25 protein-coding genes and 1 pseudogene are annotated in these 26,712 nt (G+C 73.6%); 10 read left to right on the top strand and 16 right to left on the bottom strand.

Annotated elements, in window-relative coordinates; genetic code table 11:
• Positions 1-258 (top strand): annotated as a pseudogene (locus AAHZ94_RS05885) (hypothetical protein); the annotation flags it as partial.
• On the opposite strand, the gene AAHZ94_RS05880 reads toward AAHZ94_RS05885, so the two are convergent.
• Both AAHZ94_RS05880 and AAHZ94_RS05875 read right to left on the bottom strand, forming a co-directional pair.
• The gene (locus AAHZ94_RS05880; protein WP_349991106.1) at positions 201-821 is read right to left on the bottom strand and encodes a mycothiol-dependent nitroreductase Rv2466c family protein; all 621 of its coding nucleotides are present in this window, start codon (positions 819-821) and stop codon (positions 201-203) included. The pseudogene AAHZ94_RS05885 and the gene AAHZ94_RS05880 overlap by 58 nt on opposite strands.
• Positions 822-834: 13 nt before the next feature.
• Entirely contained in the window at positions 835-1,278 is a 444-nt protein-coding gene (locus tag AAHZ94_RS05875) for a MarR family winged helix-turn-helix transcriptional regulator (RefSeq protein ID WP_349991104.1), read from the bottom strand.
• Between the two features lie 90 nt (positions 1,279-1,368).
• Between AAHZ94_RS05875 and AAHZ94_RS05870 the strand changes: the two genes are divergently transcribed.
• Both AAHZ94_RS05870 and AAHZ94_RS05865 read left to right on the top strand, forming a co-directional pair.
• Positions 1,369-2,409, top strand: coding sequence for an NADP-dependent oxidoreductase (locus tag AAHZ94_RS05870; RefSeq protein WP_349991103.1), 1,041 nt, complete (start codon positions 1,369-1,371; stop codon positions 2,407-2,409).
• Positions 2,410-2,664: 255 nt separating this feature from the next.
• Positions 2,665-3,516, top strand: a complete 852-nt coding sequence (locus AAHZ94_RS05865) for an EI24 domain-containing protein (protein ID WP_349991101.1) — start codon at positions 2,665-2,667, stop codon at positions 3,514-3,516.
• Positions 3,517-3,629: 113 nt separating this feature from the next.
• Here the strand turns inward: AAHZ94_RS05865 and AAHZ94_RS05860 are convergent, their stop codons facing one another.
• Positions 3,630-4,529 carry a GDSL-type esterase/lipase family protein gene (locus tag AAHZ94_RS05860; RefSeq protein WP_349991100.1) on the bottom strand — a complete coding sequence of 300 codons (900 nt, stop codon included), beginning with the start codon at positions 4,527-4,529 and terminating at the stop codon, positions 3,630-3,632.
• 324 nt (positions 4,530-4,853) lie between these two features.
• Between AAHZ94_RS05860 and AAHZ94_RS05855 the strand changes: the two genes are divergently transcribed.
• The gene (locus AAHZ94_RS05855) at positions 4,854-5,348 is read left to right on the top strand and encodes a DUF3145 domain-containing protein (protein WP_349991098.1); all 495 of its coding nucleotides are present in this window, start codon (positions 4,854-4,856) and stop codon (positions 5,346-5,348) included.
• Between the two features lie 421 nt (positions 5,349-5,769).
• Here the strand turns inward: AAHZ94_RS05855 and fabF are convergent, their stop codons facing one another.
• The 5 genes from fabF to AAHZ94_RS05830 all read right to left on the bottom strand — a co-directional run bounded on the left by fabF (position 5,770) and on the right by AAHZ94_RS05830 (position 10,686).
• Entirely contained in the window at positions 5,770-7,032 is a 1,263-nt protein-coding gene (gene fabF / locus AAHZ94_RS05850; RefSeq protein WP_349991097.1) for a beta-ketoacyl-ACP synthase II, read from the bottom strand.
• Positions 7,033-7,099: 67 nt separating this feature from the next.
• Complete coding sequence (locus AAHZ94_RS05845; protein ID WP_349991095.1) at positions 7,100-7,348, bottom strand: acyl carrier protein; 249 nt, start codon at positions 7,346-7,348, stop codon at positions 7,100-7,102.
• 96 nt (positions 7,349-7,444) lie between these two features.
• Positions 7,445-8,458, bottom strand: coding sequence for a ketoacyl-ACP synthase III (locus tag AAHZ94_RS05840; protein ID WP_349991093.1), 1,014 nt, complete (start codon positions 8,456-8,458; stop codon positions 7,445-7,447).
• 12 nt (positions 8,459-8,470) lie between these two features.
• Complete coding sequence (locus tag AAHZ94_RS05835; protein ID WP_349991092.1) at positions 8,471-9,412, bottom strand: ACP S-malonyltransferase; 942 nt, start codon at positions 9,410-9,412, stop codon at positions 8,471-8,473.
• A gap of 95 nt (positions 9,413-9,507) precedes the next feature.
• On the bottom strand, positions 9,508-10,686 hold the full coding sequence (locus AAHZ94_RS05830; protein ID WP_349991090.1) for a PucR family transcriptional regulator: 1,179 nt from the start codon (positions 10,684-10,686) through the stop codon (positions 9,508-9,510).
• 70 nt (positions 10,687-10,756) lie between these two features.
• Between AAHZ94_RS05830 and AAHZ94_RS05825 the strand changes: the two genes are divergently transcribed.
• On the top strand, positions 10,757-11,428 hold the full coding sequence (locus AAHZ94_RS05825; RefSeq protein WP_349991088.1) for a pirin family protein: 672 nt from the start codon (positions 10,757-10,759) through the stop codon (positions 11,426-11,428).
• Between the two features lie 189 nt (positions 11,429-11,617).
• On the opposite strand, the gene AAHZ94_RS05820 is transcribed toward AAHZ94_RS05825, so the two are convergent.
• On the bottom strand, positions 11,618-12,436 hold the full coding sequence (locus AAHZ94_RS05820) for a serine hydrolase domain-containing protein (RefSeq protein ID WP_349991086.1): 819 nt from the start codon (positions 12,434-12,436) through the stop codon (positions 11,618-11,620).
• A gap of 459 nt (positions 12,437-12,895) precedes the next feature.
• On the opposite strand from AAHZ94_RS05820, the gene AAHZ94_RS05815 reads away from it, so the two are divergent.
• Entirely contained in the window at positions 12,896-13,375 is a 480-nt protein-coding gene (locus AAHZ94_RS05815) for a MerR family transcriptional regulator (RefSeq protein ID WP_502964584.1), read from the top strand.
• 5 nt (positions 13,376-13,380) lie between these two features.
• A complete protein-coding gene (locus AAHZ94_RS05810) occupies positions 13,381-14,397 on the top strand; it encodes an aldo/keto reductase (RefSeq protein WP_349991084.1) in 1,017 nt (338 codons plus the stop codon).
• Here AAHZ94_RS05810 and AAHZ94_RS05805 read toward each other — a convergent pair.
• The 7 genes from AAHZ94_RS05805 to AAHZ94_RS05775 form a co-directional block, all read right to left on the bottom strand.
• Positions 14,375-15,667 carry an acyltransferase family protein gene (locus AAHZ94_RS05805; RefSeq protein ID WP_349991083.1) on the bottom strand — a complete coding sequence of 431 codons (1,293 nt, stop codon included), beginning with the start codon at positions 15,665-15,667 and terminating at the stop codon, positions 14,375-14,377. The genes AAHZ94_RS05810 and AAHZ94_RS05805 overlap by 23 nt on opposite strands.
• On the bottom strand, positions 15,654-16,997 hold the full coding sequence (locus AAHZ94_RS05800; RefSeq protein WP_349991081.1) for an alpha/beta hydrolase: 1,344 nt from the start codon (positions 16,995-16,997) through the stop codon (positions 15,654-15,656). Before AAHZ94_RS05800 ends, AAHZ94_RS05805 begins: the two co-directional genes overlap by 14 nt.
• 407 nt (positions 16,998-17,404) lie before the next feature.
• Positions 17,405-18,085, bottom strand: a complete 681-nt coding sequence (locus AAHZ94_RS05795) for a response regulator (protein ID WP_349991080.1) — start codon at positions 18,083-18,085, stop codon at positions 17,405-17,407.
• 247 nt (positions 18,086-18,332) lie between these two features.
• Positions 18,333-19,946 carry a sensor histidine kinase gene (locus tag AAHZ94_RS05790; RefSeq protein WP_349991079.1) on the bottom strand — a complete coding sequence of 538 codons (1,614 nt, stop codon included), beginning with the start codon at positions 19,944-19,946 and terminating at the stop codon, positions 18,333-18,335.
• A gap of 224 nt (positions 19,947-20,170) precedes the next feature.
• Positions 20,171-21,070, bottom strand: a complete 900-nt coding sequence (locus AAHZ94_RS05785; RefSeq protein WP_349991077.1) for a DUF4429 domain-containing protein — start codon at positions 21,068-21,070, stop codon at positions 20,171-20,173.
• 97 nt (positions 21,071-21,167) lie between these two features.
• Entirely contained in the window at positions 21,168-22,394 is a 1,227-nt protein-coding gene (locus AAHZ94_RS05780) for an alpha/beta hydrolase (protein ID WP_502964583.1), read from the bottom strand.
• 266 nt (positions 22,395-22,660) lie between these two features.
• Entirely contained in the window at positions 22,661-23,338 is a 678-nt protein-coding gene (locus AAHZ94_RS05775; RefSeq protein WP_349991075.1) for a TetR/AcrR family transcriptional regulator, read from the bottom strand.
• 340 nt (positions 23,339-23,678) lie between these two features.
• On the opposite strand from AAHZ94_RS05775, the gene AAHZ94_RS05770 reads away from it, so the two are divergent.
• The 3 genes from AAHZ94_RS05770 to AAHZ94_RS05760 form a co-directional block, all read left to right on the top strand.
• Entirely contained in the window at positions 23,679-25,289 is a 1,611-nt protein-coding gene (locus AAHZ94_RS05770; RefSeq protein ID WP_349991073.1) for an MFS transporter, read from the top strand.
• A 361-nt stretch (positions 25,290-25,650) separates the two neighbouring features.
• The gene (locus AAHZ94_RS36350) at positions 25,651-26,442 is read left to right on the top strand and encodes a peptidase inhibitor family I36 protein (protein ID WP_502964582.1); all 792 of its coding nucleotides are present in this window, start codon (positions 25,651-25,653) and stop codon (positions 26,440-26,442) included.
• Positions 26,442-26,712 (top strand): hypothetical protein (locus tag AAHZ94_RS05760; protein WP_349991072.1); only part of this gene is annotated, 271 nt, incomplete at its 3' end. The genes AAHZ94_RS36350 and AAHZ94_RS05760, both read left to right, overlap by 1 nt.

Genomic DNA, 26,712 nt, shown 5'->3' with positions numbered 1-26,712 from the left:
CCCCCCCCCCCCCCCCCCCCCCGCGGCGGGGGGGGGGCCGGCCCCCCAGAACCCCCCGCCGCGGCCCGCCCGGCCCCCCCCCCCCCCCCCCCCCCCCCCCCCCCCCCCCTCGATCGTGCTCCCGCCGCGCCCGGCGGGCCGTGCTCCGTCGGGCCCGGCCGTTCCCCTCTTCCTCAGGCGCCCGGCCGGGCCCGCTCGCGCTACGAGAAGTCGAGCTCCCCGGTCCGGGTGCGCTTGAGCTCGAAGAAGTTCGGGTAGCCGGCCAGCAGTCGGGCGCCGTCGAAGAGCCGGACCGCCTCCTCACCGCGCGGAATGGCCGTCAGCACCGGGCCGAAGAAGGCCACGCCGTCGATGTGGATGGTGGGCGTGCCGACGTCCTCGCCGACCGGGTCCATGCCCTCGTGGTGGCTCTTGCGCAGCGCCTCGTCGTACGCCGTGCTGTCCGCCGCGTCGGCCAACTCCGTCGGCAGGCCCGCCTCCGCCAGCGCCTCCTCGATCAGCGTCCGGTCAACGTCCCGCTTCTCGTTGTGGATGCGGGTGCCGAGCGCCGTGTACAGCGGGCGCAGCACCTCCTCGCCGTGCTGCTGGGCGGCGGCTATGCAGACCCGGACCGGGCCCCAGCCGCGCTCAAGGAAGTCCTTGTAGCGCTGCGGGATGTCCTCCCGCCCGTCGTTGAGCACGGACAGGCTCATCACCCGGAACCGCAGGTCGATGTCGCGGTGCTGCTCGACCTCCAGAATCCAGCGCGAGGTGATCCACGCGAAGGGACAGGCGGGGTCGAAGTAGAAGTCAACAGAGTGGCGGGTGGTGTCATCGCTCATGGTCTGAACCTAACTACTCGGGGGGCGCTTCCGGAGCGATCCCCAGCATCCGTTGGAGAAGATCACGTAGCACCAGGCGCTCCTGGTGCGAGAGCTCGCCCAGGGGCTCCTGCGCGAAGTCGAGCGAACCGCGCAGCCGCTCGGCCGTCTCCTGACCGACGTCGGTGGGGGCGGCGAGCTTGACCCGGCGGTCGGCCGGATCGGGCCGGCGTTCGACCAGGCCACGGCATTCGAGGCGGTCCACGATGCCGGTGATGTTCGACGGCTCGCACTTGAGTTGCTGTGCGATGCGGCGCATCGGCATCGGCTCGTGGGCGAGCAGCCCCAGCACCCTGGCCTGCGCACCCGTCAGGGCGTGCTGCGCCGCCGCCTGCTCGTACTGCTCGTGGTAGCGCGCCACCACGGTGCCGATGAGCTGGACGACCTCGAACGTGAGGGGGTCAGGGGTTGGAGCCATGGACGCCAGGGTACCTCGTTGCTTGACACCATGAAATATCTACGTGCATGGTTCTTTCACCTGCTGAAACATCCTGGAGGGTCCCGCCGCATGCCCGCTTCCCGTACGACCGATCTGCCCACCGTCGGCCGCGCCTGGCACCTGCTCGCCCGTCCCGACGGCTGGCCCGCCCCCGCGGACTTCGCACTCCGCGAGATCGCCCTCGCGGAGCCGGGCCCGGGGCAGCTCCTGGTGCGGAACAAGTATGTCTCGGTCGACCCCTACATGCGCGGCCGGATGAACGACGTCAAGTCCTACATCCCGCCCTTCGTACTCGACGCGCCCATGGACGGCGCCGCGGTCGGCGAGGTCGTCGCGGTGGGGCCGCAGACCTCCGGGGTGGGCGTCGGCGACCATGTGCTGCACCGCCTCGGCTGGCGTGACTACGCGCTGGTGGACGCCGCCGACGCGAGCCCCGTGGACCCCGGGATCGCCCCGCTCTCCGCCTACCTCGGCGCCCTCGGCATGCCAGGGCTGACCGCGTACGCCGGGCTGGTGAAGGTCGCCGCGTTCCAGCCGGGCGAGACGGTCTTCGTCTCCGGCGCCGCCGGCGCGGTCGGCAGCCAGGTCGGCCAACTCGCCCGGCTCAAGGGTGCGAAGCGGGTCATCGGCAGCGCGGGTTCGGACGAGAAGGTGCGGCTGCTGCTCGACGAGTACGGCTTCCACGCGGCCTTCAACTACAAGCGCGGCCCGGTCGCCGAGCAACTGGCCGAGGCCGCGCCGGACGGCATCGACGTCTACTTCGACAACGTCGGCGGCGACCACCTCGCCGCGGCCATCGACGCCCTGCACGTCCACGGCCGGATCACCGTCTGCGGGATGATCTCCGTCTACAACGCCACCGAGCCCACCCCGGCCCCGCACAACCTGCCGCTCATCATCGGCAAGCGGCTGCGCATGGAGGGCCTGCTCGTCACCGACCACGTGGACCTGCGGCCCCAGTTCCTGAGTGAGGTCGGCGGCTGGCTGCGGGACGGCAGCCTGCGGCACAGCGAGACCGTGGTGCCCGGCCTGGAGAACGCCGTGGACGCCTTCCTCGGCATGCTGCGCGGCGAGAACGTCGGCAAGATGGTCGTCGGCCTGGACGACTGAGCTGCCCCGCCCGCGCCCGGCGGCGCACTGCCTCCCGGCGTGCGGCTGCGGGCGCGCGGGCGGGCGCGGGCGGGCCCGTACGGAGCGGCTTCGGCCGGCACGGCTCCACGGCTCCCGCCGCCCCGGGCCCGTACGGAACGGGTCCGGCCCCCACGGCCCTCCGCCGTCGCCCCAAGGCCCGCCGTCACAGCCCTCGCCGAAGCCCTCGCCGACCCCCGGTGATCCGCCGCTGGCGCACCGCCTAAGCTGCGGCCCATGCGAGATCTGGCAGTCGGCATGGGGTATCTGATCAAGGGTCAGCGGTGGATGGTGGGCCATCCGCGCGCGTGGGGGCTCGGCATGCTGCCGGCCCTGATCACCTTGGTGGGGTACGTCGTCGCGCTGTTCGCCCTGGCCTGGTGGACCGGTGACATCGTCAGGTGGCTGACCCCGTTCGCCGACGACTGGGGCAGCCCCTGGCTCGACCTCTTCCGCACCACGCTGGCCGTGCTGTTCTTCGGCGGCGCGCTGCTGCTCGCCCTGATCACCTTCACCGCCGTCACGCTCCTGGTCGGCCAGCCGTTCTACGAGACGATCTCGGAGGACGTGGACCGTTCCGTCGACGGTCACGTACCCGAGTCCGGGTTGCCGCTCTGGCGCGAACTGCTCATCGCCGTACGGGAGAGCACCGCGGTGCTGCTGCGGGTCGCGCTGTGGGGCACGCTGCTGTTCGCGGCCGGCTTCCTGCCGGTCGTCGGCCAGACCGCCATCCCGGCCATCGGCTTCTGCGTCTCCGGCTTCTTCCTCACCGAGGAGTTGGCCGCGGTCGCGCTGGCCCGCCGCCGGGTCCCGCTCGCCGAACGGCTGCGGCTGCTGCGCTCCCGCAAGCTCCTCGTGCTGGGCTTCGGGGTGCCGCTGACCCTGCTCTTCCTGGTGCCGCTGGTCGCCGTCGTGGTGATGCCGGGCGCGGTCGCCGGCGCCACCCTGCTCGCCCGCGACCTGCTGGGCGAGCCGACGTCGCAGGACCCGCCGGGGGAGTCAGCGGCAGCCACCGGCCCGACCACCGGCGCGGCCACTGGCGCAGCCACCGGCCCCGGCCCGTCCACCGGCCCCGCCACCGCGGGCTGACGGGACCACCTGCTGTCCGGACGACCGGCTGCGGAACGACTGGCTGACGGGACGGCCTGCTGTCGGGGTGGCCGGCCGCGGGGCGTCCGGCCCGGTGCCCGCAGGGCGACCCGTTACGCGTCGTCCCGCCGGTTGATCACCTGGTACGCCAGGTCGGCCAGCTTCCGCTGACCCTCCTTGTTGGGGTGGAACCAGTCCCACTCGCTCAACTCGTCACCCGTGAAGCGGTAGTCGTACACCGCGCCGTTGTACCGGCACAGGACGTCCCGGGTGCAGACGTCGCGCAGGGCGCTGTTGTACTCCTGCACCCGGCGCTGCACCTGGTCGCGCCGGTCGTTGGCGCGGTCGTGGTCGGCCTGGGCGTCGCGCAGCATCGACGGGCAGATGCCCAGCTTCCACACCTGGCGGCGGATCGGGTCCTTGCGCCCCTCCGACCACAGGCGCTTGAGGTCGGGCACGCTCGCCACGTACACCTGCGTCTTGGGCAGCGCCCGGCGCAGACCGGTCAGGGCGGCGCTGAAGTCGGCCCGGAAGTCGGCGACCGGCGTCATCTCGGCGACCGTGTCCTGGCAGGCGTCGTTGGCGCCGATCATCACGGTGACCAACTCGGGCCGCTTGACCGTCGCCGCCCGCAGTTGGGCGGGCAACTCGGCCATCACCGCGCCGGTCTTGGCGAAGTTCCAGGTGCGCTGCTTGGCGTCGCCGGGCAGCAGCCGCGCGGCGACGCTGTCCACGTCCGAACCGGTGGACCAGGAGACCTCGGGGCAGTCGGACAGCAGGGAGCAGGCGTCGAACCCGCGGGTGATCGAGTCACCGACCGAGGCGACGGAGCCCGGACGGGTGTCCCACGTGGGGGTGGGTTTCGCCGCCGGCCGCTTGGCCGCATCCGTGGCGTTCTTCGACCCACCGCCTTCGGTGTCGTCGTTGCACCCCGCGAGCAGGGCCAGGCATGCCAGCAGCGCAGTGGCCGCGGTGGAGCGCCGGAGTCGAGTTGACCGGGCGTGGTCCCGCATCGCTGTTCCCCCCTCGGGCCGGGCAATGATATGTATCCGAGACCGACGGTACGTCATCCGCCTGGCGTCGCCGCGCGGTAGCTTTGCCCGTGTGAGGTGGACCCCCGACCGCGGAGGTGCGCGTCGCGCATGCCGGCACGTTACGTCGCGTCATTTCCTGTCCCATTTAGAGAGAATTACCCCCAGTAGTGTTTACTACAGGTAGTCTCGGGGGCTGGTACGGGTGTGATCATTGGGGCAGAATGGCTGCTGTCCTGGGCTCAAGCCGGTAAGGAACGCGAGGCCGCTGGGGAAGGCGAACCTCGAACCGCACTGGAGGTCCCGGTGACGACACGTGGAGTCCTGTACGTTCACTCCGCCCCGCGTGCGCTGTGCCCGCACGTCGAATGGGCCATCGCGGGTGTGCTCGGAGTGCGCGTCACCCTGGACTGGATCAGACAGCCCGCAGCGCCCGGCACCTGGCGTGCCGAGTTCTCCTGGCAGGCGCAGGCAGGCACCGCGTCCAAGCTCGCCTCCGCCCTGCGCGGCTGGCACCTGCTCCGCTTCGAGGTGACCGCCGAACCGTGCGCCACCGCCGAGGGCGAGCGCTACAGCTCAACCCCCGACCTGGGCATCTTCCATGCGGTCACCGGAATACACGGCGACATCCTGATCCCCGAGGACCGACTGCGGGCCGCCCTCGGGCGCGCCTCCCGCGGTGAGAGCGAGCTCGCCACCGAGCTGACCAAGCTGCTCGGCAAGCCCTGGGACGACGAACTCGAACCGTTCAGGTACGCGGGCGAGGGCGCGCCGGTGCGGTGGCTCCATCAGGTCGTCTAGGCCATCGACGTCATCGACGTCATCGACCGGCGCGCCGCGGCCCGACTCGGCTGTCCGGCTCGGCCTGGCCGTCCGGCCTGGTCCGACCCCTGCCGCCCGGCCTGACCCCGACCCTCTGAACCCTGCCGCCCGGCCTGGCCCTGACCGTCCGGCCGGCTCCCTGCGGCCCGGCGTGGTCCCGCCGCCCGGGCCGCCGCCCTTGCCTCAACTCGCTTGCGCAGGGCCGGTGTTGAGTCGCAGTCGGCCCGGCGCCCCACCTCCGCCGGCCCCGGAGCCGGGGCCATCGGGGGAGCGCAGAGGCGCAGCGGCCAGCAGTGCGGAACGAACGAGCGCCCGCTCGGTCCCAAGGACCTGGCGGGCGCTCCGACGTTCGTCGTAGACCGGCTGCGGCGCGCGGTGAGCGCCGGGGCGGCCGGGGGCGCTAGACCGTACGGAAGGCGAGCGCCACGTTGTGGCCGCCGAAGCCGAACGAGTTGTTCAGCGCCGCGATCGGACCCTCGGGCAGCGCCCGCGGCTCGTCGCGCACGATGTCGCCGTCGACCTCCGGGTCGAGCTCGGAGACGTTGATGGTCGGCGGGGCCAGCCGGTGCTTGAGCGCCAGCACGGTCGCCACCGTCTCGATGCCGCCGGCGCCGCCCAGCAGGTGGCCGGTCATCGACTTGGTCGCCGAGATGGCCATGTGGTCCACGTCGTCGCCGAACACCTTGCGCAGCGCCTTCAGCTCGGCCACGTCACCCAGCGGCGTCGAGGTGGCGTGCGCGTTGACGTGCACGACCTCGGCGGGCTTCAGGTCGGTGGAGTCGAGCAGGTTCTGGAGCGCGTGGGCGATGCCGCTGCCGGTGGGCTCGGGCTGCGCGATGTGGTGGCTGTCGGCCGACAGGCCCTGGCCGATGGCCTCGCAGTAGACCGTGGCACCGCGCTCGGCGGCGTGCTCGGCCGATTCGAGGATCACGACGCCGGCGCCCTCACCGAGCACGAAGCCGTCCCGGCCCGTGTCGTAGGGGCGGGAGGCGCCCTCGGGGTCCTCGTTGTTCTTGGTCATCGCCATCATGTTGCCGAACGCGGCGATGGGCAGCGGATGGATCGCCGCCTCCGTACCACCGGCGACGACGACGTCGGCCCGGCCGGAACGGATCATCTCGATGGCGTACCCGATGGCCTCGGCGCCGGAGGCGCAGGCGCTGACCGGGGTGTGCACACCGGCCTTCGCGTTGACCTCAAGGCCGACGTTGGCCGCCGGGCTGTTCGGCATGAGCATCGGGACCGTGTGCGGGGAGACCTTCCGCACGCCCTGCTCGCGCAGGATGTCGTACTGCCCGAGCAGCGTGGTCACCCCGCCGATGCCGGACGCGATGACGGCGCCGAGCCGGTCCGGGTTGATGCCCGCCTCGGCCCCGGCCTTGCCGGTGTAACCGGCGTCGGCCCATGCCTCGCGGGCTGCGATCAGCGCGAACTGCGCCGACCGGTCGAGCTTCCTGGCCTGCGGCCGGGGGATGGACTCACCGGGATCGACGGCGATCTCCGCCGCGATCTTGACGGGCAACTGCTCCGCCCAGTCGTGCGTGAGGGGGCCGACGCCGGAGCGCCCTGCGAGCAGGCCCTCCCAGAATGACGCGCTGTCGCCACCCAGCGGTGTGGTTGCGCCGATACCGGTGACGACCACCGTGCGATTGGTCGCGTTCACAGGAATTCTTTCTCCACGGGTAGAGGTGCGGAATCCGCCACCGCCGGGGTGGCGACAGGCGAGGCCCTTAGGCCTGGTGCTTGAGGATGTAGTCGGTCGCGTCGCCGACCGTCTTGAGGTTCTTGACGTCGTCGTCCGGGATCTTGACGTCGAAGCGCTCTTCGGCGGCGACGACGACCTCGACCATGGACAGCGAGTCGACGTCCAGGTCGTCGGTGAAGGACTTGTCCACCTGGACGTCCTCGGTCGGGATACCGGCGATCTCGTTCACGATCTCTGCGAGACCGGCGACGATCTCTTCCTGAGTGGCGGCCATGTTGGCGCTCTCCTTCGATGTGTGCGTGAAATGTGCAGCGCCGACGGTTCCGGGCTGCGTTGTGGCGGGGGTGAGTCCGCGGGTTGATCGTACGGACTAGGGGAGGGTAACGACCGTCGCTGCGTAGACGAGACCCGCCCCGAAGCCGATGACGAGAGCGGTGTCGCCGCTCTTCGCCTTCCCGGTGGCCAGCAGCCGCTCCATGGCGAGCGGGATGGAAGCCGCCGAGGTGTTGCCGGTGGACTCCACGTCACGGGCGACCGTGACGTGCTCCGGCAGCTTGAGTGTCTTGATCATAGAGTCGATGATCCGCATGTTGGCCTGGTGCGGGATGAAGACGTCCAGGTCCTCGGCCGCGACACCGGCCACGTCCAGCGCCTGCTGGGCGACCTTGGCCATCTCGTACACCGCCCAGCGGAAGACCGCCTGGCCCTCCTGCGTGATGGCCGGGTAGCGCACCTCGCTGAGGTCCTTGGCGTCCCGGTAGATCTCCCAGGACTCGGTCTGCATGATGGTGTTCGCCTTGTCGCCCTCCGAACCCCACACGGTGGGGCCGATGCCGGGCTCCTTGGCCGGGCCCACCACCACCGCGCCGGCGCCGTCGCCGAACAGGAAGGCCGTCGCGCGGTCCGTCGGGTCGGTCAGGTCGGACAGCCGCTCCACGCCGATGACCAGCACATATTCCGCGCTGCCCTCCACCACCATGCCCTTGGCCAGGGTCAGGCCGTAGCCGAACCCGGCGCAGCCGGCGGAGATGTCGAAGGCGGCGGGCTTGGTGGTGCCGAGCAGGTGGGCGATCTCGGTGGCGATGGCCGGGGTCTGCTTGAAGTGCGAGACGGTCGAGACGATCACGGCGCCGATCTGGTCCGGGGTGATCCCGGCGTCGGCGATGGCCTTGCCACCGGCCTCGACCGACATGGCGGCCACGGTCTCGTCCGGGCCGGCCCAGTGCCGGGTGGCGATGCCGGAGCGCGAGCGGATCCACTCGTCCGACGAGTCGATGTGCTTGAGGATCTCCTCGTTGGGCACCACGCGGGTCGGGCGGTAGCCGCCGACGCCGAGGATGCGCGCGTACGGAGAGCCCTGGGCGGGCTTGATCTTCGACGTCATGCTCTGGGACTCCTATTCGGCCGGGGCAGCGTGCTCGGCGATCAGCGTCCGGGCCGCTTCCAGGTGGTCCGGCTTCTTCAGCGCCAGGGGCTGCACGCCGGGCAGCGCGCGCTTGGCCAGCCCGGTCAGGGCTCCGCCGGGTGCCACCTCGATGAGGGCGGTGGCGCCCAGACTGCTGAAGGTCTCCATGCACAGGTCCCAGCGCACGGGGCTGGCGACCTGGCCGACCAGGCGGTCGATCACCTCGGCGCCGGAGGCGACGAGCTGACCGTCCTTGTTGGACACGTAGCGGGTGCGCGGGTCGGCCGGCACGCGCTGCTTCGACGCGGTGGCGAGCGCCGCGACCGCGGGGGCCATGTGCTGGGTGTGGAAGGCGCCGGCGACCTTCAGGGGCACCACCTTGCGGGTGCCCTCGGGCTTGTCGGCCACGAGCGCCGCGATCTGCTCCACGGTGCCGGCGGCCACGATCTGGCCCGCACCGTTGACGTTCGCCGGCGTGAGGCCGAGCTTCTCCAGGTGCGGCAGCACCACGTCCGGCTCGCCGCCCAGCAGGGCGGCCATGCCCGTCTCGGTCACCGCGGCGGCCTCGGCCATGGCCAGGCCCCGCTTGCGCACCAGGCGCAGCGCGTCCACGTTGGACAGCACGCCGGTCAGTGCCGCGGCGGCCAGTTCGCCGACGCTGTGGCCGGCCGCGACGCCCACCCGGGCGGCGAGGTCGTCCGTCGTCGGGAAGAGCTGCTGCGCCGAGACCAGCGCGGAGGCCACCAGGAGCGGCTGCGCTACGGCAGTGTCCCGGATCTCGTCCTCATCGGCCTTGGTGCCGTAGTAGACGAGGTCCAGATCGAGAATGGTGGACCAGGCACGGAGCTGGTCCTCGACACCGGGAAGTTCGAGCCAGGGGGCGAGGAAGCCGGGCGACTGGGCGCCTTGGCCGGGAGCGACGAGTACGAGCACTCTCACACTCTCTCTCGCGACGGGTGTCGGCCGCCCGTGGGGACAGGGACGAAGAACCGTCTGGGGAATTGTGGACGTCGGACAAAACCCTGGACTCACGATCCTGCGTCGGCGAGCCGTCCCAGGATCAGGGCGATGCGGAGCGTGAACGCGGACCGTACGTCAGAGGGTGACCACCCGGTGACATCGGTCACACGTCGCAGCCGGTAGCGCACGGTGTTGGGGTGCACGAACAGCATGCGGGCGGCGCCCTCCAAGCTGCTTGCCTGTTCCAGATAGACGCTCAGCGTCTCCAAGAGGGCCGATCCCGCCTCGCTCAGCGGTCTGTAGATCTCCTCCACTAGCTGTTCACGAGCGGCAGGGTCGCCGGCCATCGCTCGTTCGGGCAGCAGGTCGTCGGCGAGCACCGGCCGCGGCGCGTCGGGCCAGGCCGCGCTGGCCCGTAGGCCGGCCGCCGCGGCCCGCGCCGAGCGGGTCGCCGACACCAGGTCGCCGACGATGGGGCCGGCCACCACGGGGCCGGCGGCGAACGGCCCGATGAGCGCCTTCGCCGTGTGGAGCGGATTGTCCGAACCGCCCGCGATGACCACCAGACGTTCGCCGAGCACCCCGGTCAGCACCTGCACCTTGGCGTGCCGGGCGGCGCGCCTGATGGCCTCCACCGTGAGCTCGCTGTTGCCGCTGGGGGCGGTGCCGAGCACCACGCACACCGATTCGGGCGAGGTCCAGCCGAGCGCAGCGGCCCGGGACAGCGCGCCCTCGTCGGCCTCGCCCGAGAGCACCGCGTTGACCACCAGCGACTCCAACCGGGCGTCCCAGGCGCCGCGGGCCTCGGCGGCCTGCGCGTACACCTGGGCGGTCGCGAACGCGATCTCGCGCGCGTAGACCAGCACCGCCTCGCGCAGCACCGATTCGTCACCGGGCGCCGCGACCTCGTCGATCGCCGACTCCATGACCTCGATGGTGGTGCGCACCATCTCCACGGTCTGGCGCAGCGTGATCGCCCGGGTCAGCTCCCTGGGCGCGGTGCCGAACACATCGGTGCTGATCGCCTGTGGCGCGTCGGGATGCCGGAACCACTCGGTGAACGCCGCGATGCCGGCCTGGGCGACCAGGCCGATCCAGGAGCGGTTCTCGGGCGGCATCGCCCGGTACCACGGGAGCTGCTCGTCCATGCGGGCGATGGCGACCGCCGCGAGCTTGCCGGACGACTTCTCCAGCCTGCGGAGCGTTGCGGGATGCGGGTGCGGAAGGGCGGATGCGGGTTCAGGCACGAAGACAAGCCTGCCTTATCGGATGGGGTGCGCGCGGGCACGGGGTCCCGGCAGGGGCTACCGTGGGCCGATGACGTGGGTTCAACGGGCTGGTGAGCGGTACCGGGGCGGGGCGGAGCCGGGGATCGAAACCTGGCATGCGTTTTCCTTCTCGGGTTTCTACGACCCGGACAACGTGCGGTTCGGGCTGTTGGCGGCGTGCAACGAGGAGAACCTCGCGCCCGGCGCCGGGTTCGACGAGCATCCGCACCGCGATCTGGAGATCGTCACCTGGGTGATCGAGGGCGAGCTCACCCACGAGGACTCCACCGGGCACCGGACGGTTGTCCGCCCCGGCGACGTCCAGCGGCTGAGCGCCGGCAGCGGCGTACGGCACAGCGAGCGCAACACGGGCGTCGATCCGCTGCGCTTCGTCCAGATGTGGCTGACCCCGGCGGCCTGGGGCGGCGAGCCCGAGTACGAGGTGGTCCGCGGCCTCGCCGACGCGACTCCGTACGCACTGGAGCGGGCCGGGGCCGTGCTGCATCCGCGCCGGCTGGCCGACGGGACGCGCACGGCGCTGCCCGACGCGCCCTCCGTCTACCTCCATGTGGTGCGTGGCCAGGTCGAGTTGGCCGGCGAGCGGCTCGGCCCCGGCGACGCCGCCAGGCTCCAGGAGCGGCCCGGGCTGCACGCCACCGCGGTGGGCGACGCGGAGTTCCTGGTCTGGGAGATGCACGGGGAGCCCGACTTCGGGTACTGAGCCCGAGCCCGGTCGCCAGGCCCCGCGTGTACGGGGTGGGTACGGGGCGCGGCGGACCAGACGCGGGGGCGCCGGCCCCGGGGCGGGCCCGGGCGGCGGCCGCGCCGGGGGGGGGGGGGGGGGCGCCCCCCCCCCGGCGCGGCCCCGCCCGCCCCCGGGGGGCGGCCGCCCCCCGGCCCGGGGCGGTCCTTACGCGCCCGCCAACTCCTTGAGCACCGCGTCCGTCAGCAGCGGCCACACCTCGATCGCCCACGGCCCGAACGCGCGGTCGGTCAGCGCCACGCACGCGGCGCCGGCCGCCGGGTCCACCCACAGGAACGTGCCGGACTGGCCGAAGTGGCCGAAGGTGCCGGGCGACGAGGCGGCGCCGGTCCAGTGCGGGGACTTGCCGTCGCGGATCTCGAAGCCGAGGCCCCAGTCGTTGGGCCGCTGGTTGCCGTAGCCGGGCAGCACGCCGGCGAGGCCGGGGAAGACCACGGAGCTGGCCTCGGCCAGGGTCTGCGGGGCCACCAGGCGCGGGCGCTGCAACTCGGCGGCGAAGGCGGCCAGGTCGGCGACGGTGGAGACGGCGTCCTTGGCCGGCGACCCGGCCAGCTCGCTGTCGGCCATGCCCAGCGGCTCGAACACGGCCTGCCGCACGTACTCGGGGAAGGGGATGTCGGTGGCCGCCGCGATGTGCTCGCCGAGCACCTCGAAGCCGGCGTTGGAGTAGATGCGCCGCTCGCCGGGCCCGGCCATCGTGCGGTGCTCGTCGAAGGCGAGGCCCGAGGCGTGCGCGAGCAGGTGCCGCACGGTCGCGCCGGCGGGCCCTGCCGGTTCGTCGAGGTCGATCGCGCCTTCCTCGACGGCGACCAGCGCGGCCAGCGCCACCAGCGGCTTGGTGACCGACGCGAGCGGGAACCGGTCGCGGGTCGGGCCGTGCGAACCGGCCAGCGTGCCGTCGGAGCGTACGACGGCCGCAGCCGCCGAGGGGACCGGCCAGTTCTCGATCATCCGCAGGCTTTCCATGCCGGGGAGCCTACGGCCTGGCCACCGCCGCCCCGCGCCCAGGTCCACCGCCCGAACCCGCCCCTGCCCTGCGTCTGATTCGCCCCCGCCCCGCCCCGCGCCCGAGCCGCCCGCTGGCAGAATCCGGCAGCCGGCCCGAAGCCGTACGAGCGGGGGACCGCGCGGCGTGACACCCGTACGACGGGGGACCGTGCGGCGTGACACCCGTACGACAAGGGCACCCGTACGATCCGGAATCGGTACGGATCGGCACCCGTGGGCTCCGTGCGGGCGGTGCTCCGGGGCGTGTCTGGGCTGTGCTCCCGGCCGTGCTCCGGGCGGGCGGCGCCACCGCTGTGGCGCCCCGTACCAGCGGGTCCGGGAATGCGGGCCCGATTTTCTCGCTTGCTTGGAGTGCACTCCAACTCTCTAGCGTTGCAGTCGTCGCGAGGGAAACCGAACCTGCGAAGGGTGGACGGCATGACCGTGACGGATAGCGCGTACGCCACCGTGGCCACGCAAACCGAAGTGCCCGTGGGGGCGCTGTGCGCGACGCCCATGGTGCAACCCAGGCCCACCGGCCAGGACCGCTACACCATCAGTGAGGTCGTCGCCATGACCGGGCTGAGCGCGCACACCCTGCGCTGGTACGAGCGGATCGGCCTGATGCCGCACGTGGACCGGTCGCACACCGGCCAGCGCCGCTACACCAACCGGGACCTGAACTGGCTCGATCTGGTCGGCAAGTTGCGGCTGACCGGGATGCCGGTGGCGGACATGGTCCGTTACGCCGAACTGGTCCGCGCCGGCGAGCACACCTTCCCCGAGCGCGAGGACCTGCTCACCGCGCACCGGGAGGACGTACGCCGCCGCATCGCCGAACTCCAGGGCACCCTCGCGGTCCTCGACCACAAGATCGACAACTATGCTGACGCCCGCCGGGCGTCGGAGAGGGTCTGACCTCCATGAGCAACGAGAAGATCGCAGCCGTCGAGCTCGGTACGGACGGCCCGCTGGTCGGCGTGCAGGGCCTGGGCTGCATGGGCATGTCGTACGCCTACGGGCCGACCGACGAGGCCGAGGCGCGGGCCACCTTGGAGCACGCGCTGGAGCGGGGCGTCACGCTGTTCGACACGGCCGACGTCTACGGGCACGGCCGCAACGAGGAGTTCATCGCCCCGTTCGTCGCCGCGCACCGCGACGAGATCACGCTGGCCACCAAGTTCGCGATCGAGCGCCGCGAGGACGAGCCCGAGTTCCAGCAGATCCGCAACGACCGCCCGTACCTGCGCCAGTCCGTCGAGGGCAGCCTGCGCCGGCTCGGCGTGGACCACATCGACCTGTACTACATGCACCGGCGCAACGTGGAGGTGCCCATCGAGGAGTCGGTGGGCGCCATGGCCGAGCTGGTCGCCGAGGGCAAGGTCAGGCACCTGGGGCTGAGCGAGGTCACCTCAAGCGAGCTGCGCGCCGCGCACGCCGTGCACCCGATCGCCGCGTTGCAGTCGGAGTGGTCGCTGTTCAGCCGGGACTGCGAGGGCGGCCCGGCGCTGGTCGCCGCCGAGCTCGGCATCACCTTCGTGCCGTACTCGCCGCTCGGCCGCGGCTTCCTCACCGGCTCGTTCGTCCACGCGGACCAGGAGCTGACGACTGACGACTGGCGCCGCACCCAGCCCCGGTTCACCGGTGACAACGCGGCCGTCAACGCCGCGCTGCTGGCCCCGCTGCGGGCCATCGCCGAGGCGCGCGGGGTGACGCTGGCGCAGGTCGCCCTGGCCTGGGTGCACCAGCGGGCCGAGGTGCACGGGCTGACCGTCGTTCCGATCCCCGGCACCCGCAAGCGCACCCGCCTGGACGAGAACCTGGACGCTACCCGGGTGGTCCTGACCGCCGACGAGCTCGCCCTTCTGGAGCCCATCGCCGACCAGGTCGCGGGCGCCCGCTACCCGGACATGTCGTTCAGCGCGGCGGGCCGCGAGTAGTGCGGACCGCCCCCGCGGCCGGGCCTGGCGTCGGCCGCGGGGCGGGCCCCTGCCCACCGGTGCCGGGCGGCCCGGTACGGCGCTTCGGCCCGTGCTCGAACTGCCACGCCCACCGCACGAGCACCACCAACACCGCGGTGAACAGCGGCAACCAGGCGCACCGCCACAGCAGCCAGGACACCGAGTCCGGCGCGCCCACCAGACCCGGCACCTCGCCCGGCCAGGCCGCCGCGGGCACGGCGAAGACCAGCGGCGCGCACTGGTGCCAGCACAGCACGGTCAGCGCCGCGACGTTGACCGCCGCCACCGGCGCCCACAGCAGGGGCCGCCGCAACAGCCGGGTCAACGGCCCGTACAGCAGCACCGCAGCCCCGCACTGGGCCGCGGCGAGCGCCGGGACCAGCAGCGACGGCGGGTGTGAATTGGTCCGCCCGGCGCCCGGCACCCCGACCGTGCTCACCGGATAGCCGCCCGGGCCGACCAGCACCGCCAGCAGCACCACGCCCCCGACCAGCAGCAGCCACGCGCCGCCAGGCCCGAGCCGGCCGCGCCCCCACGCCACGCCGAGCACGTACCCGAACAGCCAGCCGGGCAGCACGGTGAGCAGCCCGACCGCGGCCGGCACGGCGTCCCCGTACGGCCCGTACCGCAGCAGGTCGACGGCGGCCACCCAGAGCAGCAGCGCCGCGGCCGGCCAGCCGCCGGCGCGGCCCACGGCGCGGTCGCAGTACGGGGTGAGGGCGGTCAGCACGGCGTAGACGGCGAGGAACCACAGGGGTTGGGCGATGCGGACCAGGCCCGTGCGCAGGGTGCCGTCCGGTACGCCGACGGAGTGCAGCTCGCACGCCAGCACCGTGCAGCCCACCGCGAGCGCGCCGACCGGGCGGCCGAGCCGGCGAAGTCGGCCCCGCAGCCAGCCGCCGGTGCCAAGGCCACGGGCGGCGGCCCGGTCCCAGGAGCGCACCGACGCGTACCCGCCGACCAGGAAGAACAGCCCCAGCAACTGGAACAGCCAGGTCAGCGGCGCGAGTTCGGGGAGTGCGACCAGCGGGCTCGCGCTGTCGAGCGCGCCGTCCGGGCGCAGCGTCAGCCCACCGAGCAGCCAGTGCCCGCTGACCACGCCGCCGAGCGCGAGCGCCCGCAGCCCGTCCACGGCCCGGTCCCGGCCGGCCGGGGTCGCGGCGTCCACCCGGCGGGCCGCCTCCCGGGCCCGGGCCACCGCCGACCGCACCCGTAAGACAGCTCGGGGAGCCGCATCAGCGCAGGTCATCGACGCACTCCGAGACCGCGGCCGGGGGGCTGTCGGCGGTCACCGCGCAGCGCACCGCGGTGAGGTCGCCGAGCGTGATCCGGGCGAGGTTGCGCAGCGACTCGGTGCCGGGCAGGAAGTACTCCGCGTGGTCGTTGACGCCCGCCGTCGACAGCCGCCGGGCGCCGAAGTCCGCCGCCGCCGGGTCGGCGCCGTGGCCGAGCCCGAAGAGCTGCACGTGCGGCACCCTGCCGATCCAGTCGGCGCCGTCCCTGGCCGCCCACACCCGGGCGCGGGTGCCGAGGTCGGCCGCGTGCTCGGCCCGCACACCCGGGCTGCCGAGGACGACCAGGTCGGCCACGGCGGCCCCGAACCGGTGCGCGGCCCTTCCGCAGACCACCGAGCCGTAGCTGTGGCAGAGCACGGCGGGCGGGGCGGTGGGCGCCCCGTCGGCGGCGGCGAGCCCGGCCAGGAACCGGTCGAGCCGAGGCGCGCCGGCCGCCGCCAGCCGGCCCGTCGCCGCGTCGAGACCGAGCCCGACCGGCGTGGAGTAGCCGGTCCAGGAGATCACGGCGGTCCCGGTGCCGGGCGCCTGCCGAGCGAGCTCGCCCTGCAGCGCCCGCGCCATGCCGACCGGGGTCCGCGCGTCCGACGGGGACGCTGTGTCCGCCGCGTTCGCTGCGCTCGCCGTGAATGTCGTGAATGCCGTGTTCGCCGTACGCGCCGAGTCCGCCGCTTCGGCGGTCGCGTACGAGCCGAGGTCGATGTCCGAGCCCGGCACGATCACCGCGGTGCGGCGGGCGGTGGTCAGATCCCCGAAGACCTCGACGAGTTGGCCGCGGTCCCGCGGGTCGAAGGCGAGGATCTGCCGGTCGCCGGAGAGCAACGCGGTGTACTCGGCGGCCCGTTCGGCGGCCCACTTGCGGCCCTGGCCGGTGAGCGCGCCGTCCGTGGCGCGGGCGCGCTCCCGGTCGCGCTCGACCCTCAGCGCACGGGCGTTGGCCGCGTACCGCAACTCCACCGGCGCGCCGTCCAGATTGCCCACGACCAGCGGGTGGTGCACGACCAGCGACTGCCGCTCGGCCGCGCCGAGACCGGCGAAGAAGTGGGCGACGGCGGTCGGGGACGCGCTGGCCGGGTCGGGGAGCTGGCGGCCGAGCGAGGTGTCGGCGCGCCAGGCCGCGGCCCCCGGCGGCGGCCCGGTGATCGCCGGCTGCTGATGGGCGACGGCCCAACCCGCCGTACCGGCCACGACGGTGACCGTCAGCGCCGCGGCCACCAGCGCCCGCCCGCCGCGTCCGCGCGGCCGTCCGCGCCGCCCCGCCGCGTCCCGCTGACCCCGCTGCGCCATCGTCGCCCGCTCCCTCCGTCCCGGTGGCGCGCCCTGTTGACGGCCTGGTGAGAAGGAAGTTAGGAAGCAGAAGGGGCATCAGACCTCACACCTCAGAGCCCACTTGCCGCTGGCTCTCAGGTACGACCCCCTGCTACCTGGGTAGGGGGTCGCTTCCATCACCCCAGGTCAACGGGGTGTACCGGGGCGCGGATGACGGGCTTACCGGGCTTGCGGGGCGGCGGAGGTACCGGGCCGCGGTCTGTGGTCTGCCGCACGTCCCGGCGGCCGGGGCCGCCCGGGCACACGGGCGCGCGGCAGCGCGGGGCGGCCGAGCCCGGGGCAGCCGGGGTCCGGGCCGGGGCAGGGGCTGGCACGGGTGGTCCCGCGCCGGCGGCAACCCTGGTTCAGCCGGCGGCACCCCTGGCTCAGGGCGCCTCGCCCGGGGCGACCAGCCCCGATTCGTACGCGAAGATCACGGCCTGGGCGCGGTCCCGCAGCCCCAGCTTGGCCAGCACCCGGCCGATGTGGCTCTTCACCGTCTGTTCGGCGAGCACCAGCGCGGCGGCGATCTCCGTGTTGGACAGGCCCCGGGCTATGAGTTCGAGCACCTCCGTCTCGCGCGGCGTCAGGTCGCGCAGCCGCAGCCCGGGGTCCCGGCGCGGGGCGGGGCGCTGGCGGGCGAAGTCGGCGATCAGCCGGCGGGTCACCGAGGGAGCGAGCAGCGCATCGCCCTGGGCGACGATCCGTACGGCCGCGATCAGATCGGCCGGCGGCGCGTCCTTGAGGAGGAAGCCGCTGGCGCCGGCGCGCAGCGCCTCGTACACGTAGTCGTCCACGTCGAACGTGGTGAGCATCAGCACCTTGGGCCGGTGGATGACGCCCGGCGGCGGCGCGAGCAGTTGGCGGGCCGCCTCCAGGCCGTCCATCTCGGGCATCCGGACGTCCATGAGCACGACGTCGGGGTGGGTGGCCCGGCTGACCTCGACGCCCTGCCGGCCGTCCGGGGCCTCGCCGACCACGTCGATGTCGCTCTGCGCGGCCAACAGCGCGGCGAATCCGGCCCGCACCATGGCCTGGTCGTCAACGATGATCACTCGGGTGGTCATGGCGTCCTGGAGTCCTTCGTCTCGCGGGCGGGCCGGGGGAGCCGTGCGGATGAGTACGGATCGGTACGGATCGGTACGGGCAGTGCGCGTGGGGTGCGGGCGTGGAAGCAGATGTGGAAGCAGATGCGGGCGTGGAAGCGGATGGGCGTGGGCGCGGGGCGGCTTGGGGCGGTTGGTTCGGGTTGGCGGGGGTCAGGCCGGGGTGGTGCGGTCGGGGTTGGCGGGGGTTGGTCCGGGGTGGAGCGGGTCAAGCCGGGGCGGTCTCGTCCGGGTCCGCCCCCGGGGCCGCGGCCCGGCCCGCGCTGGGGTCCGTCGCCCGGTCCGTCCCGGCCGCCGGGTCCAGCGTGCCCACCGTGCCCGCCGCCGCGCGGGCCGCGTCCGGTGGGTCGAGCGGCAGCCTGGCCGCGACGCGGAAGCCGCCGTCGGGCAGCGGCCCGATGTCCACCGTGCCGCCGACCAGCCGCACCCGTTCCCGCATGCCCACCAGGCCGTGCCCGGTGCCGGCGGCCTCCAGCGGGGCCGGAGCCATCGCCGCCGACGCGTAGTTGATCACCAGCACCCCCAAGTGCTCCCCGGTCGCGGTGAGCGACACGCGGGTGGTCGCGCCCGGCGCGTGCCGGACGACATTGGCCAGCGCCTCCTGCACGATCCGGTACGCGGACAACTCCACCGCCTGCGGCAACGGCCCGAGGCCGGTCACCGCGGCGGAGATCTCGCATTCCACCGGCACGCCGGCCCGCACCGTCGCCTCCACGAGCTGCGGCACCCGGTCAAGCCCCGGTTGCGGGGCGAGCTCCGGGTCCCCGCCGGCCCCGCCGCCGTCGCTGCGCAACACGCCCAGCAGCCGGCGCATCTCGGTCAGCGACTCCCGGGCCGCCGCGGCGACGGACGCGAACTCCTCGCGCGCCTGCGGCGAAAGGCCCTCGATGCGGTACGGGGCGCTGTCCGCCTGCACGGTGATCACCGACATGTGGTGCGCCACCACGTCGTGCAACTCGCGGGCGATCCGAGCGCGTTCTTCGAGCAGCGTGCGGCGGGCGCGCTCCGCCTCGCTGATCGTCTCCACCTCGGCCAGCCGGCGCTGCGCGTCCCGACGCTCCCGCAGCGCCCCGCCGACCAACAGCACGATGCCGCTCAACACGAAGAGCAGGACGGGCGAACCGTCGCTGCGCTCCTGCGAGACCAGCTCGAAGAGGGTGCCGGCGGCGCCGGTCAGCAGCCAGATCGCGGCCAGCGTGCGCCGTCGTTCGCGCAGCCCGAGCAGCAGGCAGAGCGGCAGGTAGCCGACGATCACCATCGGCGTCCACGGCCACGGGTTGAGGTTGTCCGCCCCCACCGCGAGCAGCGCGAACCCGCCCACCACATCGGCCGGGAAGACGATCCACCACGCCTGGAGCGGCCGGGTCAACGCCAGCAGCAGCGGCCCGGCCTGCGTGAAGGCCAACACCGCGGAGAGCGCGGGATGCAGCCCGGCGTTGTTGGTGAGCACGGTGCCCGTGACCGGCACCAGGACCACGGTGAACACGAAGACGACGGCGTACGACAGCCGTCGTAGCCAGCGCCGGTCACTGTTCGCGAGCAGCGCCCTGGGCGGGCCGGTCGGCGTGGTCAGATCGTGCAACACCCCGCGCGCGAAGGTGCGTACGGAGTGCGCGGCCCGCTGTCGTACGGACGAGAGCGTGGCTGTGGCTGTGGCTGTGGCTGTGGCTGTGGCTGCGGATGAGGCCGTGGTCGTGGACGACGCCGTGCCGGTACGCGGCGGGCCGGCCGTGGACGGCCCTGCGTCGGGCGCCGGCGGCGCGGTCGATGGCCCGTCACCACCTGGCGAGGGCGATGGGGGTGCGGGTGGCGTGGCTGACATGACCCGCCCAGCGTATGACCCGCCCCGCTCCCGCTGCCGGCCGGGCAGCGCCCCCGCGCCCCACCAGCCCGCACGCCACCGCAGGAGCCGGGCGGTGAACTCCCTGCCGCGCGGCGAACCACGTGCCGGGCGGCGGGCCCCCTGCCCGGCCGTGCGGCGAGCCACCCGGTGGGCCCGCCGCGCCGGCAACGGACCCACCAGGCCCGGACCCACCAGGCCCGGGCTCACAGCTCCGCGAGGAGTTCCGCCTTCTTCGCCGTGAACTCGTCGTCCGTCAGCAGCCCGGCCTGGTGCAGATCGCCCAAGTGCCGGATGCGGTCGGCGATGTGCGCCGGGTCGGGGCGGGCGGCCACCTGCTGGGGCTCCACGGGTCCTGGCACCGCGGTGCCGTGCAGCCCGGAGCCGGCGCCGCCGCCCGAGCCGGCTCGTACGGCCTCCAGCACGGCCGCCGCGAACGGCAGCGAGTCGTGCACCAGGCCGTACCCCATGCCGAAGACGACGGCGGCCGGGTTCTGGTCGGCCTCGCGCGACTCGCTCCCGTCCGAGCCGCGTGCCACCAGACGCAGGTACCCGTTGAAGACCTCGGGCGACCGCCACTCGACCCCGGCCAGCTCGCTGATCTGGAACCGCTGGTCACCGGCCTTCCACTTGGCGGACGACGCCCCCGTCCAGAACCACCGGAAGATCACCGACGAGCCGTCGAAGGACGCCTTGCCGTCGTACGCCTTGAAGGACAGCGGGGGTGGCGGTGCGGCCACCAGATAGGTCTCGGCGGGCATCCCGGCCTCCGGGCCGAGCGCGCCGCGCACCGTGTCCGCGTAGTACTCGGCCAGCACCTCCCGCTCGGCCGGCAGCACCAGCCGGTACGGGTCGCACCCCTCCTTGAGCTGCCCGTCCGCCGCGTCCATCAACGGATCGGCGCCGGGTCTCGGCACCGCGCGCAACACCACCGTCCCGCGCTTGCCGGGTGTCAGCTCGACCCCCGCCAACGCCTCGTAGGGAATGCGGCGTTCACCGAGCACTTGGAGCAGCTTCGGTGTACGTATCCCCCGTTCGAAGCGGATGAGCACGGAGTCGGCGTCGAACTCCCAGACCGTGTGAAAACCGGCCAGCACATCACCCATGTGGCTCATCGTATGTTGCGGTCGCCCGCCCGTCCCCCTTTGGTGCGCTACGCGCGTCAAGCCTCTGCTTGGCGATCTTCCGAACTTTCCCCCGCGGTCAGGTCAGGCCCGCGGTACAGGCGTCACCGCCTCCGCATCTCACCGACGACACCGCTCCGACGCCGACCTCGGCGAAGTTGGCGAGGCTCGTCGTACCGGGCTCGAAGTATCCCGCGTGCCCCACTGCCCCGTCAGCAGACAGCACACGGGCGTCGAAGTCGGCCGATACCGGGTCCGCCCCGTGGCCGAGCCCGGCGAGGTCCAGGTGCGGTACGTCGGCGATCCAGTCGCCGGAGTCCCGCATGGCCCAGATACGGGCCGATGTGCCCAGGTCACGGGCGTGTTCGGCGCGCATGCCGGGGCTGCCGGCCACGGCGATGTCGGTCACTCGGCGCGGCAGCCGGTCGGCGGCCACCCCGCACACCACCGAACCGTAGCTGTGGCAGAACAGTGCGACCGTGGCCCCCGACCGCCGCGGCAGCCCGTCGAGCGTGGCCAGCAGCCGCCGCGCGCCGTCCGCCGCCCTGGCCCCGGTCGCGGCGTCGATGCCGAGCCCCGCCGGGCTGGTGTAGTCGGCCCAGGCGATGACGGCGGTCCGCGTCGCCGGGCCGGCCGCGCGCTCCGCGGCGTACAGCGCACGCGCCATGCCGACCGGCGCCCGGCGGGGCTGCCTGGTCCGCTCGAACGTCAGCAGGTCGGTGTCCACGCCCGGTACCACGATCGAGACCCGTCGCGCGGTTGCCACGTCGCCGAAGACCTCGGCGACCCGGCCCGAACCCGTCGGGTCGAAGGCCAGCACCTGCCGGCCCGGGCGCCGTAGCGACTCCAGCCGGTGCACCAGCCGCCGCGAGGCGCGCTGCCCGTCGACGGTCAGCCCGCCGGACCGGGCCCGCGCCCGCTCCGCCCGCACCGCGTCGGCGAGCGCGATCCGGTTGGCCCGGTAGCGCAGCGCCGGCGGCGCACCGTTCAGATTGCCCACGGTGAGCGGGTAGCGGCGGGCGAGCCCGGTGGCCTGGGCGTCGGTGAGCGAGCCGAAGAACCGCTCGACGCGACCGGGCGCGGTCCCCGGAGCCGGCAGCGGGCGCCCTGCGACGCTGCCGGCGCGCCAGGCGGCCAGCGAGGCGGACAGCGCGTCCGGCCGGGCCCTGAGCTGCCGGCCAGCCGTCCATCCGCTGGTCGCGAGCAGCATGAGGACCACGACCAGGACGAGCGCGGTACGCGACGCCGTGGCCGTGGCGTACCACGACAGGGGATGGGAGGAGCCGAGCTCAGGAAGGGAAGTCACCGCGAACCACCCTAGGAGACGCCGACCGGCGCTCGGCAAAACGGGTGAGCCATCTCACGTTCCCGCGGGGGCAACTGTGCGGTGCTGAGCGGGCACCGAAGTCCGCCGCACCGGACCGGAACCCACCCCGCGCCCGGGCGCGGCGCACCGCGGACGGCTGGCCCTGGCGGGCGGGGCGGGGTGGCTCGTCTGCTGTGGGGCCTGGCCGGGGTCGCCTGCCGTACGGGCCTACGGCCAGCCCCGTGCCGTGCCGGCCGCAAGGGCGATTACGGAGCGTGCCGTGTCGCGCCGACCCGGGGGCGGTGCCAGTCGTCGGCGAGGGCGGGGGCGAGCAGGTCCAGGTAGGACTCGGTGAGGGCGCGGATCGCAGCCGTCGTCCAGTCCTCGCCCTCGCTCCACGCCCGGCTCGCCACCCGCATGACGCCCCCGAACGCGGCCACCAGCACCCGTGGCCTGGGGTCGAGCTCCGGGTCCACGCCCTCGCGACCCGCGATCACCTGCGCGAACCGCGCTTCGAGCTCGGCGTGGCGCCGCAGGTGCACCGCGAGCAGGGACGGCGTCGATTCGATCAGCCGGAAGGTCCGCATGTGGAGTTCGAGCGGTACGACCTCCTGGATCGCCTCGTTGATGGTGTCCCAGGCCGCGAAGACGCCGTTGCGCAGCGCGGTCAGCGGCGCCTCGTGCGCGGGCCGCTCCAGCAGCGCGGCGTAGAAGTACGCCTCGGCCAACTCCTGCACCGCGAAGGCCACTTCCTCCTTGTTGGCGAAGTAGCGGAAGAAGGTGCGCTGTGAGACCTCCACGGCGTCGGTGATCTCGTCGATCGTGGTGTCCTCGTAGCCCTGCGTCACGAAGAGTTCGAGGGACGCCCTGATGAGGGCGTCGCGGGTGCGCTGCTTCTTGCGCTGCCGCAGGCCGATGGGTGGTGTCACCTGGTCCGTCGTCACCTTCCGGCTCTCTCTCCGCGGGCTGTGCCCCGCGCGTCGTTCCTGCGCGTCGTTCTCGTACGTCGGCTCTGTGCGTCGGCTCTGCGTGTCGGACCTGTTGTCGGTCCTGGGCGTCGGCGCCGCGCGTCGTGCTGGCGCCGCCGGTCGCCCGGGGCGCTGCCGCGGGCCCGCCCCGTGTCGGCCGGTCGGCGCCGGGGTGCGCGCTCGGCTGCGCGCCGGATCGCGCGCGGGGCCGTGCGGGGCACGCCCGGGCAGCTCAGAATACTCAGTGCCACTCATGGCAGTAGCCGACTCTTGGCTTGGTTTGTCAATTGTCAGAGGCTGACATTAATCTCATCGTATGACCTCAGAGCCAACCGTGGCCGGCGTCAAGCCGGAGCAGCAGGAGCCGTCGCCCCGCCCCGGAATGCGTGGGCACCCCTGGCTCACCCTGATATCCGTCGCGATAGGCGTCATGATGGTCGCCCTCGACGGCACGATCGTCGCCATCGCCAACCCGGCCATCCAGGACGACCTGGGCGCCTCGCTCGCCGACGTCCAATGGATCACCAACGGCTATCTGCTCGCCCTGGCCGTCGCCCTGATCACCGCGGGCAAGCTCGGCGACCGCTTCGGTCACCGACAGACCTTCCTGGTGGGCGTCAGCGGATTCGCGATCGCATCGGCCGCCATCGGCCTGTCGGGCAATGTGACGGCGGTCGTCGCCTTCCGCGTCTGTCAGGGCCTGTTCGGCGCCCTGCTGATGCCGGCGGCCCTCGGCCTGCTGCGGGCCACCTTCCCGGCCGAGAAGCTCAACATGGCGATCGGCATCTGGGGCATGGTCATCGGCGCGTCGACCGCCGGCGGACCGATCGTCGGCGGGCTGCTCGTGGAGCACGTCAACTGGCAGTCCGTCTTCTTCATCAACGTGCCGGTCGGCGTCCTCGCGCTCGTCCTCGGCCTGGTGATCCTCAAGGACCACCGGGCGGAGAACGCCCCGCGCTCCTTCGACGTGCCCGGCATCGTGCTGCTGTCCGGCGCGATGTTCTGCCTGATCTGGGCCCTGATCAAGGCCCCCGAATGGGGCTGGGGCGACGGCTCGACCCTGCTCTTCCTCGGCCTTTCGCTGGCGTCCTTCGTGGCCTTCGGCTACTGGGAGACCCGGGCCGCGGAACCGCTGCTGCCGCTCGGCCTGTTCCGCTCGGTGCCGCTCTCCGCCGGCACGGTCCTGATGATCCTGATGGCCTTCGGCTTCATGGGCGGCCTGTTCTTCGTCACCTTCTACCTCCAGAACGTGCACGGCATGAGCCCGGTCGACAGCGGCCTCCACCTGCTGCCGCTGACGGCCATGATGATCGTCTCGTCGCCGGCGGCCGGCGCCCTCATCACCAAGGTCGGGCCGCGCGCCCCGCTGGTCGGCGCGATGGTGCTGACCGCGATCGCACTGTTCGGCCTCGCCAGCCTGGAGGCCGACTCGGGCACCGGGCTGATGTCGGTGTGGTTCGCGCTGCTCGGCCTCGGCCTCGGCCCCGGCATGGTCGGCGCGACCGAGGGCATCGTGGGCAATGCGCCGCTGGAGTTCTCCGGCGTGGCCGGCGGCCTCCAGCAGGCCGCCATGCAGATCGGCGGCAGCCTCGGTACGGCGGTGCTCGGCGCGGTGATGGCCGCCCGGGTCGACCGTGACCTGCCGGGCAACTGGAAGGAGGCCGGGCTGCCGGCGACCTCGGGGCAGGAACTGGACCGGGCCGCCGACGCGGTCGCCATCGGCCGCCCCCCGATCGCCCCGGACAACCCGCCTGCGCCGGAGGTCGCCGAGAAGATCACCCACGTCGCCCACGACACCTTCATGTCGGGCATGGGGCTCAGCTTCACGGTCGCCGCGGTCGTCGCCGCCGGGGCCGCGGTCGTCGCCGGCTTCGCCAAGCGCGGCGCTCAGGCGGGCGATGCGAGCACCGGAGCGGTGCACATCTGATCGACTGCTTGCACCCGTTCGAGTGATAGTCGTACGCCCTGGCCGGCATTTCTGTTGCCGCGCCAGGGCGTCGCCCTTTGCGTCGCAGTAGGCGTCTGACCTCGCACGAAAGGCTTGGCCCAGACCGTCACGCTATGTCAACACCGCATGTCAAAGGCGGCGCCACGGATCAAACCAGCGGGGCCGTCCCCTATCAGGGTCGTCTGCGCCGCCACCCCTTGGCACGGCCACTTCCGGCCCCGCAGGCTTCCGTCACGGGGGAGCCGAACCGGCCGCGGCCCACAGTGGACCGCGGCCCGGCCTCTCCCCGGGCCGGCCCACCGGGCCGAGCCGCACAGCGAACCCACGGGGAGTGAACACCATGCGGACCACCACCGAGCGCGACATGACGCAGAACCCGCAGCAGAACCCGCAGCAGAACCCGAAGCAGGACCCGAAGCAGGACCCGCAGCAGAAGGCGCCGCAGAAGGCGCCGCAGGGCGCCGCGTCGCGGAACCTGAAGCGGGGCGCGACGCCGAGCGTGCCGCAGAACGGGACGTACGACACCACGTGCGGCGCCAGCCGCACCCGCAGCACGTACGGCACCACCGGCACGACGTACGGCACCACCGGGACCACGTGCGGCGGCACCACCGGCGCCCGGGGTACCCGTTCCCACCGGGCGCGGCGGGCCGCCCCGCTGGTCCGGGCGGCGCTGCTGGGAGCCGCGGCCACGGCCGCCCTGCTGGCGCCGCCCGCCGCCGCTCAGCAGCCCGCCCACCCGACGGCTCACCGCACCGGCCAGACCAGCCAGCAGGCCCAGCAGCAGACCGGGCCCCAGGCCGGCCACCAGCCCAGCCACCAGCCCAGCCGCCAGACCGGTCGCCCCGGTGACTGCGCCGCGGGGCAGCTCTGTCTCTGGGAGCGCCCGGGCTACACCGGTCACCGCCACATCTTCGAGCTGGCGGACACCGACATCGAGAGCTGCGTGCCGCTGCCGGCCGGGGCCCGGGCTGCGTCCCTGGCCAACCGCACCGGGCGGCCGGTCACCACCTACCAGAGCGCCGAATGCGGCGAGACGGGCGAGTTCGACACCTACCCGGGCAAGGGCGGCGGCGTCCGCCTCTCCGAGTCCCCGTACCAGATCCGCGCCATCAAGATCTGGGAGCACTGATGGCGCGGCCAAACGCCGCGGGGGGGGGGGGGGGGGGGGGGGGGGGGGGGGCGCCCCCCCGCCCCCCCGGGCGGGCGGCGGGCGGGGGGCGGCGGCCCCCCCCCCCCCCCGCCCCCCCGGGCGGGGGGGGGGGGGGGGGGGCGCCCGGGGGGGGGGGGGGCGCCGGCCCGGGGGCGGGGGGCGCGGGGGGGGGGGGCCCCCCGCCAGCCGGCCCGTCGCCGCGTCGAGACCGAGCCCGACCGGCGTGGAGTAGCCGGTCCAGGAGATCAC

Origin of the sequence: Streptomyces sp. HSW2009, from assembly GCF_040240285.1 — a bacterium.
Lineage (GTDB): Bacteria > Actinomycetota > Actinomycetes > Streptomycetales > Streptomycetaceae > Streptomyces.
This window is presented reverse-complemented; position numbering and strand designations above follow the sequence as displayed.

Bases quoted from the DNA above. Each gene is read 5' to 3' on its own strand.
- AAHZ94_RS05785 (WP_349991077.1), bottom strand. From the start codon at position 21,070: ATGGGTGATGTGCTGGCCGGTTTTCACACGGTCTGGGAGTTCGACGCC.
- AAHZ94_RS05840 (WP_349991093.1), bottom strand. From the start codon at position 8,458: ATGACGTCGAAGATCAAGCCCGCCCAGGGCTCTCCGTACGCGCGCATC.
- AAHZ94_RS05805 (WP_349991083.1), bottom strand. From the start codon at position 15,667: ATGACCTGCGCTGATGCGGCTCCCCGAGCTGTCTTACGGGTGCGGTCG.
- AAHZ94_RS05790 (WP_349991079.1), bottom strand. From the start codon at position 19,946: ATGTCAGCCACGCCACCCGCACCCCCATCGCCCTCGCCAGGTGGTGAC.
- AAHZ94_RS05860 (WP_349991100.1), bottom strand. From the start codon at position 4,529: ATGCGGGACCACGCCCGGTCAACTCGACTCCGGCGCTCCACCGCGGCC.
- AAHZ94_RS05865 (WP_349991101.1), top strand. From the start codon at position 2,665: ATGCGAGATCTGGCAGTCGGCATGGGGTATCTGATCAAGGGTCAGCGG.
- AAHZ94_RS05810 (WP_349991084.1), top strand. From the start codon at position 13,381: ATGAGCAACGAGAAGATCGCAGCCGTCGAGCTCGGTACGGACGGCCCG.
- AAHZ94_RS36350 (WP_502964582.1), top strand. From the start codon at position 25,651: ATGCGGACCACCACCGAGCGCGACATGACGCAGAACCCGCAGCAGAAC.
- AAHZ94_RS05880 (WP_349991106.1), bottom strand. From the start codon at position 821: ATGAGCGATGACACCACCCGCCACTCTGTTGACTTCTACTTCGACCCC.
- AAHZ94_RS05795 (WP_349991080.1), bottom strand. From the start codon at position 18,085: ATGACCACCCGAGTGATCATCGTTGACGACCAGGCCATGGTGCGGGCC.
- AAHZ94_RS05875 (WP_349991104.1), bottom strand. From the start codon at position 1,278: ATGGCTCCAACCCCTGACCCCCTCACGTTCGAGGTCGTCCAGCTCATC.
- AAHZ94_RS05770 (WP_349991073.1), top strand. From the start codon at position 23,679: ATGACCTCAGAGCCAACCGTGGCCGGCGTCAAGCCGGAGCAGCAGGAG.
- AAHZ94_RS05815 (WP_502964584.1), top strand. From the start codon at position 12,896: ATGACCGTGACGGATAGCGCGTACGCCACCGTGGCCACGCAAACCGAA.
- AAHZ94_RS05800 (WP_349991081.1), bottom strand. From the start codon at position 16,997: ATGGCGCAGCGGGGTCAGCGGGACGCGGCGGGGCGGCGCGGACGGCCG.
- AAHZ94_RS05820 (WP_349991086.1), bottom strand. From the start codon at position 12,436: ATGGAAAGCCTGCGGATGATCGAGAACTGGCCGGTCCCCTCGGCGGCT.
- AAHZ94_RS05825 (WP_349991088.1), top strand. From the start codon at position 10,757: ATGACGTGGGTTCAACGGGCTGGTGAGCGGTACCGGGGCGGGGCGGAG.
- AAHZ94_RS05870 (WP_349991103.1), top strand. From the start codon at position 1,369: ATGCCCGCTTCCCGTACGACCGATCTGCCCACCGTCGGCCGCGCCTGG.
- AAHZ94_RS05845 (WP_349991095.1), bottom strand. From the start codon at position 7,348: ATGGCCGCCACTCAGGAAGAGATCGTCGCCGGTCTCGCAGAGATCGTG.